The following is a 15997-nucleotide window of genomic DNA, read 5'->3' as shown; positions in this document are numbered from 1 at the left end:
ACGGCACAAATGACGGAGCAATTGGCGGCGTAGAAACCAACCCGATCCACCTTAGCCAAGCCGCCAAGCTGTCTCACCAGACGGGTCCACCTCACTCTGGGTGCGGCAAGCGTCCCCAATGCAGAGAACATTACTGAGCTTTTTAATGAGATGCTGCATCCTCATATTGAAGAGGAAAGACGGCATCACGAGGAGGTGTTGAACGTAGAACGCGAGAAAGCACGCGCACAAAGCACTAAGCATCGTGAAAAACTGAAAAACGAGGCTGGCGCAAGGCAGATCGCCGAGAGGGAATTACAGAAGCAACGTGACGAAGACCTAAGGGTTCTGAAATCGCTGTGTCGGGATGTCACCGCAACACTAAAACGACAGCAAAGGACTAAGCAGGCCATTGCCGGGCTGGGTGCATTGGTATTGGCGATCCTAACCTTTCTGCCATTTCCGTATCAAATCGAGCCTTCATGGATGCTCCGCCTTGTGGGTCTAGCCGCTACAATTGTCATGACTTATCTGACAATTACCGGAAGTAGTCTTCTCCGACTTGATATCGGTGAAAATCAGGCGTTGCGAGAGCTTGATGGAATGGCGCAGAAGCGCGCGCTAAGTGGGAAACTGGAACGCCACCGGGTAACATGGAACGATGGTGCTTTCACCATAACCGGTAAGGCAGGGCAAGAGCGCGCCAACCTCTTATGAACGCGCCACTTCGTTGAACAAGTGATACTCACTTTGCGTCCCAAGCTGATTTATGGCTACGTAGCTTGGCGTTATAGATGGGGATGGTCGCTCTGACGCCAAGCAGGTGTGCGCTCCTTTCACCATACCAGCACACCTGTGCCGACCCCCTGTCCCAGACCTTCCGCGGCGGCACAGCTACGTGGGCGCGCGCGTGGAGCGACGAAACTCGTAGTGGGATAGATCGGGTTTATTGGGGATTGCATCTGGATGCAGTGAATCTGTACCCGAGTACCCGGTCGAGAGACGGCAACCGCTGTGCGCGGTCCGGTGCTCGAAGTGCGCCCGCATACCATTATTGGCCAACCGGTGCGCCCGGACTCGGCCGCGACACTCGCAGCAACGCATCAGATATTCCGATTTTCTGGGCAGCGCTTCGGCCGATGCTGATTTCTTCTCCCATCGATCTCCCCGCCATACATCGCAGGTGACCGCCAGCATCATTATTTCCCCCGACTAGTTGCCCCAACTTCCCACGTGAAAGCGGGCACAATATATATACGCAGTACCATTCATGCGCATACCGGTCACCTGTACCTCAGCTTTCCATAGCGCCAGAGCTACGCGGGCGCGGATGTGGAGACGGTGAGCGCAGCGGCCACATTCTGAGAACATTTCCGAAACAAAGCTGGGGTTAGCCACCGCCCGCGAATCAGCTAGAATACCGCTCGCACTGATGAAGAACGCTGACGCGCGGCAAACGCCGCCTTCATGACGTAGTGCTTCAGACATAACAACCGTCGCGCAAGCTGGTTAGTGGCCGTTCCGCAAGGTTGAGAAGTTCTGCAGAGCGCTGCCGGTCGCATTGAACCCTGATCGAAATCGGGGCTGAGATGCACGGCGTAGCGCTTTTTTGTTGCTTCGTGCTCTCCGCCCGACTGGAGAGAGTCATGGACAACAGTCGTCCTAACGGCCCGTCAGCGCCTGAAAAGCTGATCAATATTCAAACAGCGGCAAAAGCTTTGGGCGTCCATCCGTGGGCGCTGCGCCGTGCGGTCAATTCCGGGGCGATCCCTGCATATACCCCGTTCAATTCGAAGAAGCTGGTCAAGCTGTCCGAGGTAGTGGCCTACATCAACTCCTGCCGTCAGGGAGGCGCTGAATAATGCCTATTAACCCCACTTTTCCCGAAGGTAGCACCGACGAGACGGTCGAGTTTCTCGACCATATGTACCCCGGTCAGCGTCGTCACCTTGTTGCCATTCCGCTCAAGGGCCGTCTGGAAGCCAGCACGTTTCTAGCGAACGAAACCGACGAGATGCGGGCGTGGATCGACACCCGGCAGAGCGAGGCGAACCTCTATTTCCACGAGAACGGGCTGCGACCCGGCGTCGCGAACAAGAAGGCGAGCAAGGACGACGTTTCCACCGCGCTGTTCGTCCATGTCGATATTGATGACCCCGATGCCGAGGAGCGTCTCCTCAACTTCTCCCCTCCGCCCACCGCTGTCGTATTCTCGGGCGGTGGTTATCACGGCCACTGGAAGCTGAAGGAGCCAACCGACGATCTGGTTCGCGTCGAAGCGATCAACGTAGCGATTGCAAAAGCTCTCGGCGGTGACAATTGCCACAACATCGACCGCATCATGCGGCTGCCGGGCACGGTGAACATCCCGAACGCCAAGAAACAGGCGAACGGGCGGAAGCCTACACTTACTCGTGTCGTGAAAGCGGACTGGTCGCTGACCTATTCGCTGGACGACCTTCCGCAGGGCGAAGGGCCGGAGCCGGCCGGGCCGAAGGGTACGGTCGCGCAAGATGATCGCGTCGTTCCGATTGAGCTGGAAGCGCTGCCGCTGTCGGTGCTGCCGGTCACACGAGCGCTGATTAAATTGGGCGACGACCCCGAGCGGCCCCGCGACAAGCCCGGCGCACGCTTCCGCTCGCGCAGCGAGGCGGTGTTCCGCGTTGCCTGCGACCTCGCCCGTGCTGGTTGCCCGGTGCATATCATCGCCGGCGTGCTCATCAACCCGGCCTTCGGAATTGCCAGCTCGGTGTTGGAGAAGAAGAAACCTGTCCACTACGCGTTGAGGCAGGCGCGTTCTGCGCTTGCAACGGTATCGGACGGCTGGCCCGACTGCGACAAGAGCGGCAACCTGAAGGTGACGATGCGCAATACGGTCGTCGCCCTCCAGCGTCTGGGCTTCGCCTTCTCCCACGACCTGTTCCGCCACCGCAAGGTGGTCAACGGCGCGATACTGGATGATCACGAGGGCGAAATCAGCGATGACGCCTGTGCCCTGCTGCGAAAATTCATCATCGAGGCGTTCGGGTTCGACCCCAAGGCCGAGAACGTCCGTGATGCGGTGACCCAGCTTTGTCTGGAGCACACGTTTCATCCGATCCGGCAAATGCTCGACGCACTCACATGGGATGGCATTCCGCGCGTGGACGGCTGGCTTGTCAAATATATGGGGGCCGACGACACACCGCTGAACCGGGCCGTTGGCCGGATCATGCTCATCGCAGCCGTGAGGCGCGTTCGCGAGCCCGGCGTCAAGTTCGACACCATCGTGATCCTCGAAGGCAAGCAGGGAACCGGCAAGTCCACGGCGCTGCGCATCCTCGCCGGCACAGGCAATCATTCCGACAACGAACTGCTCACGCTGGACACCAAAGCCCAGATGGAGGCGATGGAGGGCGTCTGGATATACGAACTCAGCGAGATGTCGGGGCTCAACAAAAGCGAGGTTGAACGCATGAAAGCGTTTGCGTCGCGCGACGTGGACCGTGCCCGAATGTCGTATGGCCGCTTCTCGGAAGCCCGAGGCCGACAGACGGTCTTCATCGGCACCACCAATGAGCACAAGTACCTGAAAGACCGCACCGGTAACCGCCGCTTCCTGCCCGTCAAAACCGGCGAGATCGACCTTGAGGCGCTTCGGCGCGACCGTGACCAACTTTGGGCCGAGACGGAGAAGCTGGAAGCCGAGGGCCAGAACATCGTGTTGCCGCAGGAACTGTGGGCAGTCGCGGCAGCCGAACAGGAGGAACGGCTCGAAGACGACCCGTGGCAGGAGAGACTCGCCATAGTCCGAGGCAAGGCCGCGGGCGACGAGGTGCGGGCCTACACGGCCGACCTGCTGGGCGGCGTGTTGGGCATCCCCACCGAGCGCCAGCACAACGGTCACGGCAAGCGCCTTGCGGCCTTGATGCGCGACCTCGGCTGGGAGCCGGGCAAGTTCAAGGTTGCCGGCAAAACCATGCGCGGTTTCCACCGGCCCAAGCCTGAGGGTCATGTCGATGACCAACCTGTCCCCTTTTAGGGGGGGTGGCGGTGGCGGCGGTGGCATGTGCTGTAGGGACTCCCGGCGTGCAGCGGGGTGGGCTGCCGCACCGCAGCCTGCGCCGCACGCTGCCCGGCACCCCACGGGTGGCATGCCACCGCCGCCACCCCGCCACCCGGCAGCCGTGGCCGTGAGCCGGCAGGTGTGCCCGCGCGGGGCCACCGGAATACCGAACGCTGCTGCGTTACCTCGGCGTTTTGGGCTTGGAGCGCCGCGTCGGCTTTCCGCTTCCCGGTCGTTGCAGCAGCGCCTTGCTAGTTTCGGGCCATTGTTGCGGCTTCCGGCGTGCTGTGTGCCAGCCTGCGGTATTGTGGGCAGTGGGGCGCGGTCACCGGAACGCTGCTGCCGCACCGCGTCGGTGTGCCGTTCGTCGGGCATGGTTCCCGTTCGGGCGCTGCACCGTTCACCGCTTCCAATCGTTTCCTGCTGAGGTGTTCACCAACGGCGATTTCAACCTCGGTGAGCGAGGATTCCGAGATATTCGAGGCCGCGTCGTCTCGCGGCCTTGGCCCCTCAACGATGATCTTGGTCACGCCTTCGGTCACCGCAGGAGCCGTTTCACGGGCCTTCTGGCCGCTCTGGTGATTACTTGTGCCGGTCACCTCGCCGTGATTTTTTTCGGGCTTTTTTGCCTAGCGAGAGCATAAACATGAACGATTTCACCGTTTCCATCACCACCACGACGCGCCGCCGCAAGCTGAGCGACGGCACGCTGCGGGAGCACCCCCAATGGTACTGTGAGTACCGCGAGCCCCAGACGAGGAAGCGCCGCCGCCGCGCCTTCAATCGCAGGAAGGACGCGGAGGCGTTTCGCAATGCCCTGCTGCTCAAGGTCGCCGAAAACAGCTACGTGGACGAGCGCAAGGCTCCGACCGTGGCGCAAGCGATCGATTATTGGCTCCAGACCAAAACGGGAGCGGTCAAAGCCTCGACGCTGAAAGGCTATCTCACAGTCGTCAACGGCGCGATCCGTGGTCCGCTACTGATCGGCACCAAGCAGGAACGCGCCGACTACACAGAGAAGGGCATCGCGCCGAAGAACGCTCGGTTCCTGAAGCTGTTGGGCCATGTGAAGCTGCCGGATTTGTCCACGGCCATGGTCCGCGTCTGGCATCGTGTCGTTACCGAGCAATCGGGCGCATACACGGCGAATCGGGCAAAGTCGCACCTCAAGTCCATCCTGGCCCTTGCCGAGGAAGACTTCGGCATCCGTGCGCCGTCCATGCCGACGGGGCTGCCACGCAACCGGCATAAGCAGAAGAAGGCCATCCTGACGTCCGAGCACATCGCCAAGCTAATCGCGGCGGCCAAGGATGACCCCGAGCATGGCATCTACTATGCCTTTCCCTTCCTCGCCGGCACCTGGCCGTCCGAGCAGCTTGGGCTCGTGTGGGAATCTGTGGACTTCGACCGCAACGTAATCCGCATCCGCCGCATTCAGGAGCGGACGGGCGACCTTACGGAAATGACCAAGACGGACGCAGGCACCCGCGACATCCCGATGTCCGCCGTGCTGCGCGAGATGCTGCTGGCATGGCGCGTCCGCTGCCCACGCAAGGGCAAGGAGCTACATCGCGTGTTCCCTGGCCCTGGCAGGCTGGCTGAATGGCCGAAGCCGAGGATCGGCGGCGGCGGGCCACTGCTCTATCAAAATTTTCGGAAGCGCTATTGGCAACCAGCCTTCACAGCGTTGGGGCTTCCCTATGTAACGCCGCACTCTGCCCGCCATTCCTTCATCTCGACCCTACAGGCACAGGGCATCGAGATAGGTTTGGTCGCACAGATCGCCGGCCACGCCAACCCGACGGTGACGCTTGGCCACTACACGCAGGCCGTTCGCGACGGGTCTGCCGCCATCGAGGCACTCGACCGGGCCTACGGGGGCTAGCGGGTGCCCGGCGCGGCGGTGCATGTGTACGCCGCGCCCCGCCGACCGTACGTCCATGGTCGCTGGGCAGCTTCCCGGCCATGTGGACCAGCCGGCAGCAGCGCGGCCCCCGCAGGCCACTCCGACCGCACGAACGGCGTGGCACGGCTGCACTATACAGAGCCACCTAACATACTGATATCACGTAGATAATTGCGCCCTGGCTATCGCTGTGATCCGCTGTCCTGTTGGACAGGAGGCAGTCATGCACATACTGGTGAAGGGCAAGAGAGACGGCAGCGAGCAATGGCTGCCGCTGGAACGCGCCGCCGAGTTGATGGAACTGGACGCGGTCGAGATCGAATGGGCACTGGAGGAGTTCGGCGAGTGCGAGTCCATCGATCATATCGCGCTCGATCAGGACTGGTAGGCCGAGCTTAGCCAGCTAACTCGAACACAGCGCGGGCGTCGGCAGCATCGACGCCCGCTTTGTTTGTGCCTGCCCGTCTCCGGGGGAAATGGCTCGATACTCCCCCCTTGCGTGGGTCCCTCTCGGCCCGAGGCCGGGGGGTCCCACTCGGGCCTGCGACCGGTTGCGGCGAATACGTCATACGTCAGCGCCAGAACAGCCACCACGCGCCGATGATGATGAACGCGCTTGCCCAAAGCCAATTATGATATTTTTCAATTAGGTCGAATGCCTTCTCGACTGCGTTATCATACCCGATGCTGGTCAGCAGAAAGCGCCATATCGGATAGGAAACGAAAGCGAGTGCGCCCGCCAACACCATGTCTGCAAGTCTGTCGCAGCTACATGTTCCCATATCGAGCCCCCGGATAGCTGTCACGACGCACAGGTGTTGACGCCGGCCTTCACCTTTTCCTGCCACTTGGGCCCGAGAATGTCGCGGGCGGGAATAGCCTGACCGGCACCCGGCTCGCTGTTGCGGAACATGCGGATGGCAAACGCCTGATCATGGCTGCCATAGACGATCGGCATGCCCGGCTGGTAGGTGGTGGTGCCGTTGTAGACGCCGCCGCTTAGCGTGCCGGTGGTCTGGAATTTGCCGGGCGTCTGCATGACCCCGATATTGTTGGCGCTGCGCGCGTCCATGATGATGTAGCGGTCATAGCCGGCCTTGATCGTCTCGATGGCTGCCTGCTGCTGCGCCACCTTGGCCGCGCCCGTGCCGCCGCAGACCGGGGCCGCACTCGTCTGGATGATCGCGGTGTTGGCAGAGGTGCGCACCGCGTTGGACGAGGTGCATGCAGCAAGCGCTACCACGGACAGTGCCAAAGCAGTTCCGGTGAGTAGTTTCGTGGCCATGTATACGTCTCCCAAGTCATTGAAAAAGAACAAGAATCTAAAACACGACGAGAATTTTGCGTCAATATCCGGGTGGCGACGATCCGTGGCCGTGATACTCCCCGCGCACGAACGCGGGATCGAGCGCCCGGCACGCTTCGACCGCCGCTATGGACAATCGCGCCGGGCTTTCCGGATGGACGAGCAGGAAAAACACGACATGGGCGGTGGTGAACGCCCAGACAGCGCAGTCGGGCGCGACGCCGTGCAGTTGCAGCAGCCGTGACGCCATGAACATGGACCGCTCCACACGCGGAAAGTGCTGGTAGATCAGCAGCGACTTGCCGGCCTCGTAGAACCCCGCCACCTCATCGAGGTACAAATATTTGGACGAGTTCTTGCGGCCCTTTGGCAACGACACCTCCAGACAGTTGTCCGGGTCGAAGAAGACCAGTTCGGCGTCATGGAACTCCGATGCGCAACGCTCCATGAATGCAGCGCGGCCGGCCGCGTCGTCGGACAGCGTCTCGTTGAAGTAGGCCGCACCGGCAATCGCTCCGCTGTCCTCGATTGTTTGTAGTCGGCGGCGATCCGGCTCGGCGGCAGCGTGGGCCAGGATATCGAACAACTCGGGGTCGAAGCGACGATGCCGATCAGGCTGCCCGAGATAGGCGAGCTTGCCCCCATCTACGCCACCGTCATCCGGCGTCAGCATCCAGCACACGCCGATGTGGTTCGCGCCTCTGGCCGACAGCGCCCGCAGAAGCGCATACTTGCGGTAGTCGTTGATGTCCCCGACGTATTGATGCTTCACGGCGCGCCCCTCCGAATCACGTTGGGCGCAAGCATGCCAAAATACCCTAATTTGGGGTACTCAAAATTCGGGTTCTATTGAAGCGCTGGTCTCAGCACTGGCGCTTCCCATGTCCTCACTTCGTTCCGATCTCTACCTGCGGATAATCGAACTGCTCGTGCAGGCTCGAAAGGACGCCGGCATCACGCAAGCGGAACTGGGCAAGCGCATCGATCAGCGTCAGACGTTCGTCTCGAAGGTCGAACTCGGCGAACGGCGACTCGACGTAGCAGAGTTTATTCTCATCAGTCGGGCCATAGGCGCTGATCCGAATGGAATAATGCGACAGGCAGAGGCCGAGCGTTATTGAGAAGCAGAGACAACCCTGCGCCAATTCAACGGTAGATTCCGACCCATTGCGGGCCTTACGACGTTCTGGACCCATTCCCGAAAGCCGTCGTTGCCAGCGTACCAGACTATCGGCATGATCGCGGCCGACATCAGACAAACTGCCTGCAACGAGGGCGAACGTCGAGAGGAAGCGGCTCGGAAACTCACACGTCCCTAGACGACGCCTTAGAAAAGTGAGCGTTATTCGCCACCATTCAGCGCAGCAATTTCCTCCCAAAGAGGGAGAACTTCATCCACCTTAAAAGGATATGGTTTTCTATCGAGCGGCTTCTCCCAATCTGGATTGCGGACGGAAGAAAGCTGCCATCCTTGGAACTCAGGCAAATGAGCCTTTTCCAAAGTGTCCAAGAACTCGTCCTCGTTCGAAACCGCTAACACGTCGTCGAGATCTTCGATGGAGCAGAAGATCACGTCACGCATATCCTCCGGCCGGATGTCCGGCTCATCCGCTACTAGTTCGCTGGCCTTTTTCCTTAAGAAGGGCAGCTGATTGCCCTCAAGCTGAAACCACGAATCCATAGTCAAGATAACGCCGTGGGCATCGGGCGTGACCTTCTCGGCCGCATACAGCCCCCTTCTCGCGCGCGAAAAGAACTTCCACAGCTGGGCCATGCCCTTCGCGATTTGATCAAACGCTTTCGGGGCCTCTCCGTACTGATCATCGGCGTATTGGGCAATGAAGGTGATCTTGGTGGCCTTGCACTCAAATACCACCTTTATCTCGTCGCCGTCCTTCAGCAGAAGATCAGGTGTCTTATACCGCGCTTTTTTGGTGCCGAATTCCTGCTCTCGCGATACGCTGAACCTTGGGTAGCGTGCCTCGATCAGCATCTTGCCGTAAGCCTCGAACCGACCATTCGCCTCTTCAAATAGGGTCTGCGGGCCATCGGCCAGATCGTAGTATAGGCCTGAGGTCGCTCGCAGCATTATAAGCTGAGGCAGTGGGACGACGATGCGCCCTCCGTTATCAGGCGATGTAATGATTGGGTATTGGCGGAGGCTGCTTGGCAGATAAGCGATCTTCGAGGAACTGACGTTCGCGACTTCGGCGATCCTCTTGGCCGTGTCAGCCCGCAACGCCGGCAAATCCTTCGAAATCAGCGTCATGGCCAACTCGATTATTTCTGGTCGCACACCCATTTTCGGGTCGAGCTTCGGCACTTTCCCCCACGCCTCCATCTGGGTTTTGAAATAAAGGCCAATACAGGCAAGCGCGAACTCGTCTATCGAAAGCCCGTACTTGCCCTTGAAGTAGTCGGCGCAAGCCCCCTGTCCGTAAACGTAATAGTAGCGGTACATGCGCTCCGCGTGGAAAAAGCCACGCTGCCACAAAAACTGCTTGTGAGCGTAACGCTGCATCTCTGTGAGAATGTTCTTGTTATCCAATAACACGCGGGATTCAGCCTGCTCCGCTTTCTTATAGAGATTGATGAATATGCTGGCGGTGTTGAACTCGAAGTAACGGGCTGGAGTCACCCCTTCCGCAACCTTCGGCGTAGAAAGAAGCAGCAGGAGTAGGTTTTCGATCTCCCATTTGAGAACGAACCAATCGTTACCGATCTCGGCCTCCGCCGCTTCCTTCGGGTATTTTAGGAACCGATCAAGGTTGGGCGGCTCCTCCGACTGCAGTGCGTTTACCGCCCAAAAAAGCTGCAATATCTGCGCATCGCTTGCCTTGGCTAGCACGCCAAGCAATTCCTTGCGCTTTTTCACCCTTTTACGCTGGTACAGGTCCCTTTTGGCAGAACTCATCATCCGCCACCCCCGCAATGTTTAACTGTGTAACTGTAGAGCCTTGCGCAGGCGCAATTCAATCTCCGGACTTAGTTTGAGCCTCCAGCACTATGCCCTTGATGTTGTCCAGTCGTCGCCGAAAGATATCCCGTCGCATGTCGACCATGTGAACGGCTGATTGTTCAGTTCCGCGGCCCAGAAGCAGACGGTCAGCAACCCACCCCGTTGTAGACATTAGTTAACAAGTCGGGACGGTCCGTTCTAAGTTACTCCTCGTCCCTTTTCGCAAACTCCGTTGCGTCGCTGCGCACTCCGCCGACGCCGCGATTTCACGCTCCGTCGATTCTGCGAATTGGTGACCGAGTGGTAACCGACGGCCTTTTGGCCTTTTCCGCGCTTTGTGATTTCAGCCGCCCTGAAAACACGAAAGCCGCGGTTTCCCGCGGCTTTTCGGTGGGGATATCTTGGAGCGGGTGAAGCGATTCGAACGCTCGACCCCAACCTTGGCAACCCGTCCGGGCAGTTTTCGCTCCAGCAAGTATTAAACCGCAAAACTACGAAAAATCCCTACGCTTCAATAACTTACGTTGACACTGCTTTCCGCGTTCATACGCTGGAAACGCCGTGGATTTCCGTTCTGCTGCTTCCCCCCTGCTTCCCCGGTCATGCTGCACCTGCGTGGGGAAGCAGATTTGGTCGATGTCGCGCGCCTCCGCCCTAGCGGCCGGTCGAACGAAAAGGAAGGCGAAGTCTGAAGGAGTTTTATGATGCCGAAGTTGACAAAGAGAATTGTTGAAGCCCTGGAGCGAGATCCCGACCGTGACGTGTTCATGTGGGATACCGACGTGCGCGGATTTGGCGTGCGGGTGAAGTCGTCGGGGACGAAGACGTTCATCATCCAGTATCGGAACGTGGAGCGCCGCACGCGCCGGTTCGTGATCGGGCAGTATGGCGTTCTCACGGTCGAGGTCGCGCGCGACCTCGCCAAGAAGAAGCTGGCGTCGGTCATTGACGGCGCCGATCCCTCGCAGGAGCGGCGGTCGGCCCGCGAGGGGATGACTGTGGCGGAAGTCTGCGACTGGTATCTGGAAGAAGCGGAAGCCGGTCGCCTGCTCGGCCGGAACCGGCGCCCGATCAAGGCGTCGTCGGTCTCCGGCGATCGCAGCCGCATCGAGCAACACATCAAGCCCTTAATCGGCACGCGCGTCGTTGCGCATTTGAGACTGGCCGATATTGAGAGCCTCCAGACCGACATCGCCGCCGGAAGGTCTGCGCGGGTGCACCGGGCCGGACGTGGCGGGCAGACCTCCGGCGGGGCGGGAGTCGCGGGCCGTGCGATCAGCACTCTTCGCAGCCTGCTCAATCATGCGCGCAGGCTCGGGATCATCGAACAGAGCCCTGCGAACGGTGTGCGGGTCATCGCCTCGAATAAGCTGAAGCGGCGTCTCAGCGCCGGCGAAGTCCGGCATCTCGGCAAGATCATGAAGCAGATGGAGCGCGAGGGCGAGCATCCGACGGGTCTCGCGGCCATCCGCGTCATGCTGCAGACGGGCTTCCGCCGCATGGAAGTGCTGGCGATGCGGAAGGAGTGGGTCGAGCCTGACGACAATTGCGTGGCGTTCCCCGACACCAAGTCTGGGGCGCAGATCAGGGCGGCCGGCGATGCTGCGATCATGGAATTGATGAGCCAGGGGCAGCGCAGCGCGTCCCCTTACGTTTTCCCGGCCGATTGGGGCGACGGCCATTTCATCGGCGTCGTCCGTGTCCTCGATCGGGTGTGCGCCCGCGCCGGTCTGGAAAATGTGACGCCTCACGTCCTACGCCACACCTTCGCCAGCATTGCGGCATCGCTCGGGTTTAGCGAACTCACAATCTCGGGACTACTCGGACATGGACCAAGGGGCGTGACACAACGTTACGTCCACCTCGATGCCGCATTGGTGATCGCCGCCGATCAAGTCTCGGCCGAAATTGCCCGACTGCTTGACGGGGGCGAACTTCATTCCATGAAACACGCGAAGCGTTTGCGCCATGCGGAGAATGTTAGAGGGTTCGCCGAGAGGTGAGCGGTTACGCTCCTCATTGACCAGGATCAAGGATGGAAATCCGGGCGTCTGTATCCTTACCTTGCAATGACCACAGGAGATGTTTTTGTCAAATACCCCTCATACCCTCGAGGAAGAATTCCCCGGTCAGATGGAGCAGATTCACGCGCTGAAGATCTCTGATCCGATCTTTGCGGACCTGTTGCGAGAGTACGACGTGGTGAACGATAAGATTCACCTTGCCGAGACGAATGTCGCTCCGGTCTCGCAGGACCACGAGACGACGCTACGCAAGCAGCGCCTGGCAATCAAGGATCGGATCGCGCTAACTCTCCGCGGCGCCTGATGGCAGCGCGACGGCGGACAGTCTCCCGGCTGGCAGGCTTTGACAGGGAAGTGGCTATAGCTCGGGGCTGGTCAACGAGTTTTGGCATATTGTGAACGACAGTAAAGAGGCAAGCCGACGATGACGATATCAGTACCGCGCAAGATCATGCTCGCAACCGACCTTACTCCAGCGGGGGACCGAGCCTTCGACCGCGCTGTCGAACTTGCTTCGGAGTGGAATGCCGAACTCGTTGTCATGCATGTCGCTGAATCGAATTCTGCACGGCCATGGGGAATGGATCGTCGTATCCGCAATGCCGAGACAGAGATGGAAGCACTTGTGCGCTCTGCCAAACAAACATGTAAAATTGTACGCCACACAGTCATCGGCGACCCCGCGGACCGCACACTTGCGCATGCACATGAATTTGGATGCGATTTCCTGATCACCGGACCGGCGCATGGCAAGATTATAGGCGAGAAGTATTTGGGGAGTACGGCCGCCCGCATAGTGCGTCGGGCGAATGTACCCGTGCTCGCCGTGCGGCGTCGCCCTGAAGGCCCGTATGGCAGCATCGTTGCAGCGGTCGATTTCTCGGATCCATCAAGGCGCGCTCTCCTTGGCGGGCACGCACTGTTTCCGTCCGCGCGCTTGACCGCGCTGCATGCCTACCAGATCAAGCCAAACTGGAGTGGCCCCAACGCTGAGCGCACTCTTGATATTATAGAATCCGAAGAGCGCGAAAGGGCCATAAAGGAAGCTCAGCACCATATGGAGGACCTCATCACCGCAGCCGGGGCGCCTGCTCTCGGGTCGACTATCTTGGAAGGTGAACCCGAGGCCGTACTGAGCGACTATGTCGCCAGGAACTGGCCTGATCTGGTTGTTGCCGGCACGCACGGTCGCAGCGAGATCGAGTATGACACCATCGGTAGCGTCGCCGAACGTTTCCTTATGACGCTTCCATGCGATGTTCTCGCGATCCCGACGCGGAAATAGGCAAATGGTGTCTGATCGGTAGGGAGCGATCCGTAACAACCTCAATGAACGCCGCTGGTGACGGCGCAAGTAGAGATTTTGGCACAAGCTCCGATCTCGTCACCATGACCTAATGCGACATGACGATGGGGACAGGGCAGTCGGCCAGTAGAGAGCGTGTTCGGCTTCATTGAAGATGCGATCGATGTGCTTTTCGCTGCGTGGCGCAAAACGATGCAGCCGTGCAAGCGCCAGTTCTTCCTCAAGCTTGATGACGCGCTGCGCGAGCGTTTCCCGCTCGGCCTTCAGCACAGCGATTTCGGCCGCATTCGCCGCCAGAAGCGCCATCAATTCCGCAACGGTCGGGCTGCCGGCTCGATTCATCGGAATCTTGAATCTGAAGCATGTCGTGACGTCAACGGCCAAATTCACCCGACAAACTGATATTGCCGAACCGGGTGGCGGACCATCGCGTCGAGATCAATGCCGTCGAGCAGCCAGTGCAATTGCTCGGCGTCGAGCATCACCACCGTCTCCTGCCGCCGGGGTCAGCGGAACTTGTCTTCCGTCAGCGCCTTCAGCACCATCACAAAGCCCGATCGATCAAAGAATAGCAATTTCATCCGGGTGCGGCGGCGATTGCAGAAGGCGAACACCGCGCGATCGAACGGGTTGAGGCCCATCGACTGCTCGACCAGGATCGCCAGGCTGTTGATCCCCGCCCGGAAGTCGATCGGCTCCCGATGAAGATAGACACCCAGATCATCAGCCAGCCGGAACATCGCAACGCCCCAACGCTTCGATCATCGCCGACAGAGCCTGGGCATCCACACCTTCAAGCTCAAGCTGAACCCCGTTCGGCAGCGACGCCTTCACGCGCACCCGAGGCGATGTCGGCCGACCCATCGTCGCCGGCGGTCGCGCGATCGGCGCTGTTTCGACCACCGGAATAAAGGCTGACGCCGCGCAGCTCGGCACAACCGTCAACACATTCCCTGCCTCCTGCCTCCTGCCGCCGACGGCGTAGCGTGATCCAGTTGCGCAACTGATTGGTGTTGACGCCGTGCTCCAGCGCAAGCCCCGCAACTGATACCCCCGGCTCAAGAGCCGCATCGATCAAGCGCTCCTTCTCAGCCGGATCAAACCGTCGCTTGCCGTTGCGAAGAACCCGCATGACCCGAAGCTGCCCCGATATTCCCGTGCCATCCAATCTCATTGTGTCCACAGTCTCCCTTGTGGACACAGACTCCCTCAATGCTCCGCCAATGAATAGGTGCAGGGATTTTCGCGCTTACCGTTTACGATCTCGATTTCTCTCGTTATGATGAATAACGGTAGGATCGCCCTGTTTTGCTCGCTAGGGTGCGAGGTAGAGCAAGCTTCTTGAAAATGGCGCCCAGACGGGTTATATAGGGGGGGTCATGGGCCGCCACACGACTCCTTCGGGAAGTGCAAAAGGGTGGCCCTTCGTTTTTTATGGCATTGATACCATACGCCAAAGCGCATGCGACCGCAGCACAGCGGGTAGCCCATCTGAGGGCGAGGGGTCTGGTTGTCACCCGGCCAAATGTAGCTGCGCGGAAGATAGAGGCGATTGGCTACGAACGTCTCCGCATCTATTTTCTAAGTCGTCGACAGGCGCACCTTCTTGGCAAGCCGTTTATTCCGGGTACTCGATATCACGATATCATCCGGCTCTACGAATGTGACGCGCGGCTGCGAGACGCGTGTTTCCAGGCCGTCGGACAGTTCGAACTCCTGCTGCGCAACAGCATGTCGGAAACACTTAGCGCGAGCTATGGAAGCCATCCCTATTACATCACGGCCGCGTTCAAGGATGCGAGCGCTAATATAAGGGCGCTTCAGAGCTTCGCGAAGGTGTACGAAAATTCCAAGGATCGGCGCGCCAGACACTATCGCGACACTTACGGAACGCCCATAATGCCGCCGATCTGGACGATGAAGGAATTTCTGACGTTCGGGGCCACATCGCGCATTTTGCAGTGCCTTGCCGGGCCGCTTAAGACCCATATCGCCGGTCAGTTTGGTGTAGGCTCTGATCTTGTGTTCACAAACTGGGTGGAGGCGCTTGTCGACCTGCGTAACATCTGCGCGCACCATGACCGGCTTTTCAACCGAAGCTTCCAGAAGCAACCCGGCCGGCTACGAAGTGCCGGCGTGCCGGCGGCTCAACCGAAGACGCTCAAAGCCATTCTCGAGTGCCTCGACTATCTTCTGACACAACGCAGATCGCCGGCAGAAGTTACAGACAGGGTACATCGTATCATTCTGCGATATCCGGAGATGAACCCCGCCGAAGCCGGCTATTAGCCTCTCTGTAGCAATGAATAATATCCCCGCTCTATTGTGCACGATCACCAGCAATAGCGCGGCATAGAGGTCCCAGCCTTCTATGCAGAAGCTTTGGGTATCAACACCGGCCGGCCCTTCTGCGGTCTGGCGTCGAGATTTTCGAGCTGAAGCGCGAGCACGCGGCGCAAGACGATTAAGAGA

The 15997-nt window shown here is 59.5% G+C and carries 17 protein-coding genes and 1 pseudogene; 10 read left to right on the top strand and 8 right to left on the bottom strand.

Annotated elements, in window-relative coordinates; translation table 11 throughout:
- Positions 1–198: 198 nt before the first annotated feature.
- Positions 199–696, top strand: coding sequence for a proteasome activator complex subunit 4 C-terminal domain-containing protein (locus ABID44_RS17360; RefSeq protein ID WP_354152944.1), 498 nt, complete (start codon positions 199–201; stop codon positions 694–696).
- A 177-nt stretch (positions 697–873) separates the two neighbouring features.
- On the opposite strand, the gene ABID44_RS18710 is transcribed toward ABID44_RS17360, so the two are convergent.
- A complete protein-coding gene (locus ABID44_RS18710) occupies positions 874–1176 on the bottom strand; it encodes a hypothetical protein (protein WP_494337665.1) in 303 nt (100 codons plus the stop codon).
- Positions 1177–1625: 449 nt separating this feature from the next.
- Between ABID44_RS18710 and ABID44_RS17355 the strand changes: the two genes are divergently transcribed.
- The 4 genes from ABID44_RS17355 to ABID44_RS17340 all read left to right on the top strand — a co-directional run bounded on the left by ABID44_RS17355 (position 1626) and on the right by ABID44_RS17340 (position 6318).
- A complete protein-coding gene (locus ABID44_RS17355; protein WP_354152943.1) occupies positions 1626–1841 on the top strand; it encodes a helix-turn-helix domain-containing protein in 216 nt (71 codons plus the stop codon).
- On the top strand, positions 1841–4000 hold the full coding sequence (locus tag ABID44_RS17350) for a VapE domain-containing protein (RefSeq protein ID WP_354152942.1): 2160 nt from the start codon (positions 1841–1843) through the stop codon (positions 3998–4000). Before ABID44_RS17355 ends, ABID44_RS17350 begins: the two co-directional genes overlap by 1 nt.
- 670 nt (positions 4001–4670) lie before the next feature.
- Positions 4671–5909: a tyrosine-type recombinase/integrase gene (locus tag ABID44_RS17345; RefSeq protein ID WP_354152941.1), complete on the top strand. Its 1239-nt coding sequence runs from the start codon at positions 4671–4673 to the stop codon at positions 5907–5909.
- 244 nt (positions 5910–6153) lie between these two features.
- Complete coding sequence (locus ABID44_RS17340; RefSeq protein ID WP_354152940.1) at positions 6154–6318, top strand: hypothetical protein; 165 nt, start codon at positions 6154–6156, stop codon at positions 6316–6318.
- 184 nt (positions 6319–6502) lie between these two features.
- Here ABID44_RS17340 and ABID44_RS17335 read toward each other — a convergent pair whose 3' ends face one another.
- From ABID44_RS17335 to ABID44_RS17325, 3 genes are all read right to left on the bottom strand, one after another.
- Complete coding sequence (locus ABID44_RS17335) at positions 6503–6673, bottom strand: hypothetical protein (protein WP_354152939.1); 171 nt, start codon at positions 6671–6673, stop codon at positions 6503–6505.
- Between the two features lie 59 nt (positions 6674–6732).
- Complete coding sequence (locus ABID44_RS17330) at positions 6733–7215, bottom strand: hypothetical protein (RefSeq protein WP_354152938.1); 483 nt, start codon at positions 7213–7215, stop codon at positions 6733–6735.
- Positions 7216–7276: 61 nt separating this feature from the next.
- Complete coding sequence (locus ABID44_RS17325; protein ID WP_354152937.1) at positions 7277–8008, bottom strand: hypothetical protein; 732 nt, start codon at positions 8006–8008, stop codon at positions 7277–7279.
- 109 nt (positions 8009–8117) lie between these two features.
- Here ABID44_RS17325 and ABID44_RS17320 point away from each other — a divergent pair, with 109 nt between their 5' ends.
- Complete coding sequence (locus ABID44_RS17320) at positions 8118–8357, top strand: helix-turn-helix domain-containing protein (protein WP_354152936.1); 240 nt, start codon at positions 8118–8120, stop codon at positions 8355–8357.
- 221 nt (positions 8358–8578) lie between these two features.
- On the opposite strand, the gene ABID44_RS17315 is transcribed toward ABID44_RS17320, so the two are convergent.
- On the bottom strand, positions 8579–10153 hold the full coding sequence (locus tag ABID44_RS17315) for a hypothetical protein (RefSeq protein ID WP_354152935.1): 1575 nt from the start codon (positions 10151–10153) through the stop codon (positions 8579–8581).
- A 746-nt stretch (positions 10154–10899) separates the two neighbouring features.
- On the opposite strand from ABID44_RS17315, the gene ABID44_RS17310 reads away from it, so the two are divergent.
- The 3 genes from ABID44_RS17310 (at position 10900) to ABID44_RS17300 (ending at position 13504) form a co-directional block, all read left to right on the top strand.
- Complete coding sequence (locus tag ABID44_RS17310; RefSeq protein ID WP_354152934.1) at positions 10900–12198, top strand: tyrosine-type recombinase/integrase; 1299 nt, start codon at positions 10900–10902, stop codon at positions 12196–12198.
- 85 nt (positions 12199–12283) lie between these two features.
- Complete coding sequence (locus ABID44_RS17305) at positions 12284–12523, top strand: HP1242/YdcH family protein (RefSeq protein ID WP_240578862.1); 240 nt, start codon at positions 12284–12286, stop codon at positions 12521–12523.
- A 120-nt stretch (positions 12524–12643) separates the two neighbouring features.
- Positions 12644–13504 carry a universal stress protein gene (locus ABID44_RS17300; protein WP_354152933.1) on the top strand — a complete coding sequence of 287 codons (861 nt, stop codon included), beginning with the start codon at positions 12644–12646 and terminating at the stop codon, positions 13502–13504.
- A 153-nt stretch (positions 13505–13657) separates the two neighbouring features.
- Here ABID44_RS17300 and ABID44_RS17295 read toward each other — a convergent pair.
- The 3 genes and pseudogenes from ABID44_RS17295 to ABID44_RS17285 form a co-directional block, all read right to left on the bottom strand.
- Positions 13658–13867 (bottom strand): annotated as a pseudogene (locus tag ABID44_RS17295) (IS66 family transposase); the annotation flags it as partial.
- Positions 13868–14031: 164 nt separating this feature from the next.
- The gene (tnpB, locus tag ABID44_RS17290) at positions 14032–14265 is read right to left on the bottom strand and encodes an IS66 family insertion sequence element accessory protein TnpB (protein ID WP_240578859.1); all 234 of its coding nucleotides are present in this window, start codon (positions 14263–14265) and stop codon (positions 14032–14034) included.
- Positions 14266–14324: 59 nt separating this feature from the next.
- Positions 14325–14699 (bottom strand): transposase, encoded by a 375-nt coding sequence (locus tag ABID44_RS17285; protein WP_354152932.1) that lies wholly within the window; start codon positions 14697–14699, stop codon positions 14325–14327.
- Between the two features lie 260 nt (positions 14700–14959).
- Between ABID44_RS17285 and ABID44_RS17280 the strand changes: the two genes are divergently transcribed.
- Positions 14960–15814, top strand: a complete 855-nt coding sequence (locus ABID44_RS17280; protein WP_240578857.1) for an Abi family protein — start codon at positions 14960–14962, stop codon at positions 15812–15814.
- The last annotated feature ends 183 nt before the right edge of the window (positions 15815–15997 follow it).

Origin of the sequence: Aquamicrobium ahrensii (genome assembly GCF_040545755.1) — a bacterium.
Taxonomy (GTDB): Bacteria; Pseudomonadota; Alphaproteobacteria; order Rhizobiales; family Rhizobiaceae; genus Mesorhizobium; species Mesorhizobium ahrensii.
The sequence above is the reverse complement of the archived record's forward strand: the minus strand, read 5'-3'. Positions and strand labels throughout refer to the sequence as shown.

Bases quoted from the DNA above. Each gene is read 5' to 3' on its own strand.
- ABID44_RS18710 (WP_494337665.1), bottom strand. From the start codon at position 1,176: ATGCTGGCGGTCACCTGCGATGTATGGCGGGGAGATCGATGGGAGAAG.
- ABID44_RS17355 (WP_354152943.1), top strand. From the start codon at position 1,626: ATGGACAACAGTCGTCCTAACGGCCCGTCAGCGCCTGAAAAGCTGATC.
- ABID44_RS17350 (WP_354152942.1), top strand. From the start codon at position 1,841: ATGCCTATTAACCCCACTTTTCCCGAAGGTAGCACCGACGAGACGGTC.
- ABID44_RS17345 (WP_354152941.1), top strand. From the start codon at position 4,671: ATGAACGATTTCACCGTTTCCATCACCACCACGACGCGCCGCCGCAAG.
- ABID44_RS17340 (WP_354152940.1), top strand. From the start codon at position 6,154: ATGCACATACTGGTGAAGGGCAAGAGAGACGGCAGCGAGCAATGGCTG.
- ABID44_RS17330 (WP_354152938.1), bottom strand. From the start codon at position 7,215: ATGGCCACGAAACTACTCACCGGAACTGCTTTGGCACTGTCCGTGGTA.
- ABID44_RS17320 (WP_354152936.1), top strand. From the start codon at position 8,118: ATGTCCTCACTTCGTTCCGATCTCTACCTGCGGATAATCGAACTGCTC.
- ABID44_RS17315 (WP_354152935.1), bottom strand. From the start codon at position 10,153: ATGATGAGTTCTGCCAAAAGGGACCTGTACCAGCGTAAAAGGGTGAAA.
- ABID44_RS17310 (WP_354152934.1), top strand. From the start codon at position 10,900: ATGCCGAAGTTGACAAAGAGAATTGTTGAAGCCCTGGAGCGAGATCCC.
- ABID44_RS17300 (WP_354152933.1), top strand. From the start codon at position 12,644: ATGACGATATCAGTACCGCGCAAGATCATGCTCGCAACCGACCTTACT.
- tnpB (WP_240578859.1), bottom strand. From the start codon at position 14,265: ATGTTCCGGCTGGCTGATGATCTGGGTGTCTATCTTCATCGGGAGCCG.
- ABID44_RS17285 (WP_354152932.1), bottom strand. From the start codon at position 14,699: ATGAGATTGGATGGCACGGGAATATCGGGGCAGCTTCGGGTCATGCGG.
- ABID44_RS17280 (WP_240578857.1), top strand. From the start codon at position 14,960: ATGGCATTGATACCATACGCCAAAGCGCATGCGACCGCAGCACAGCGG.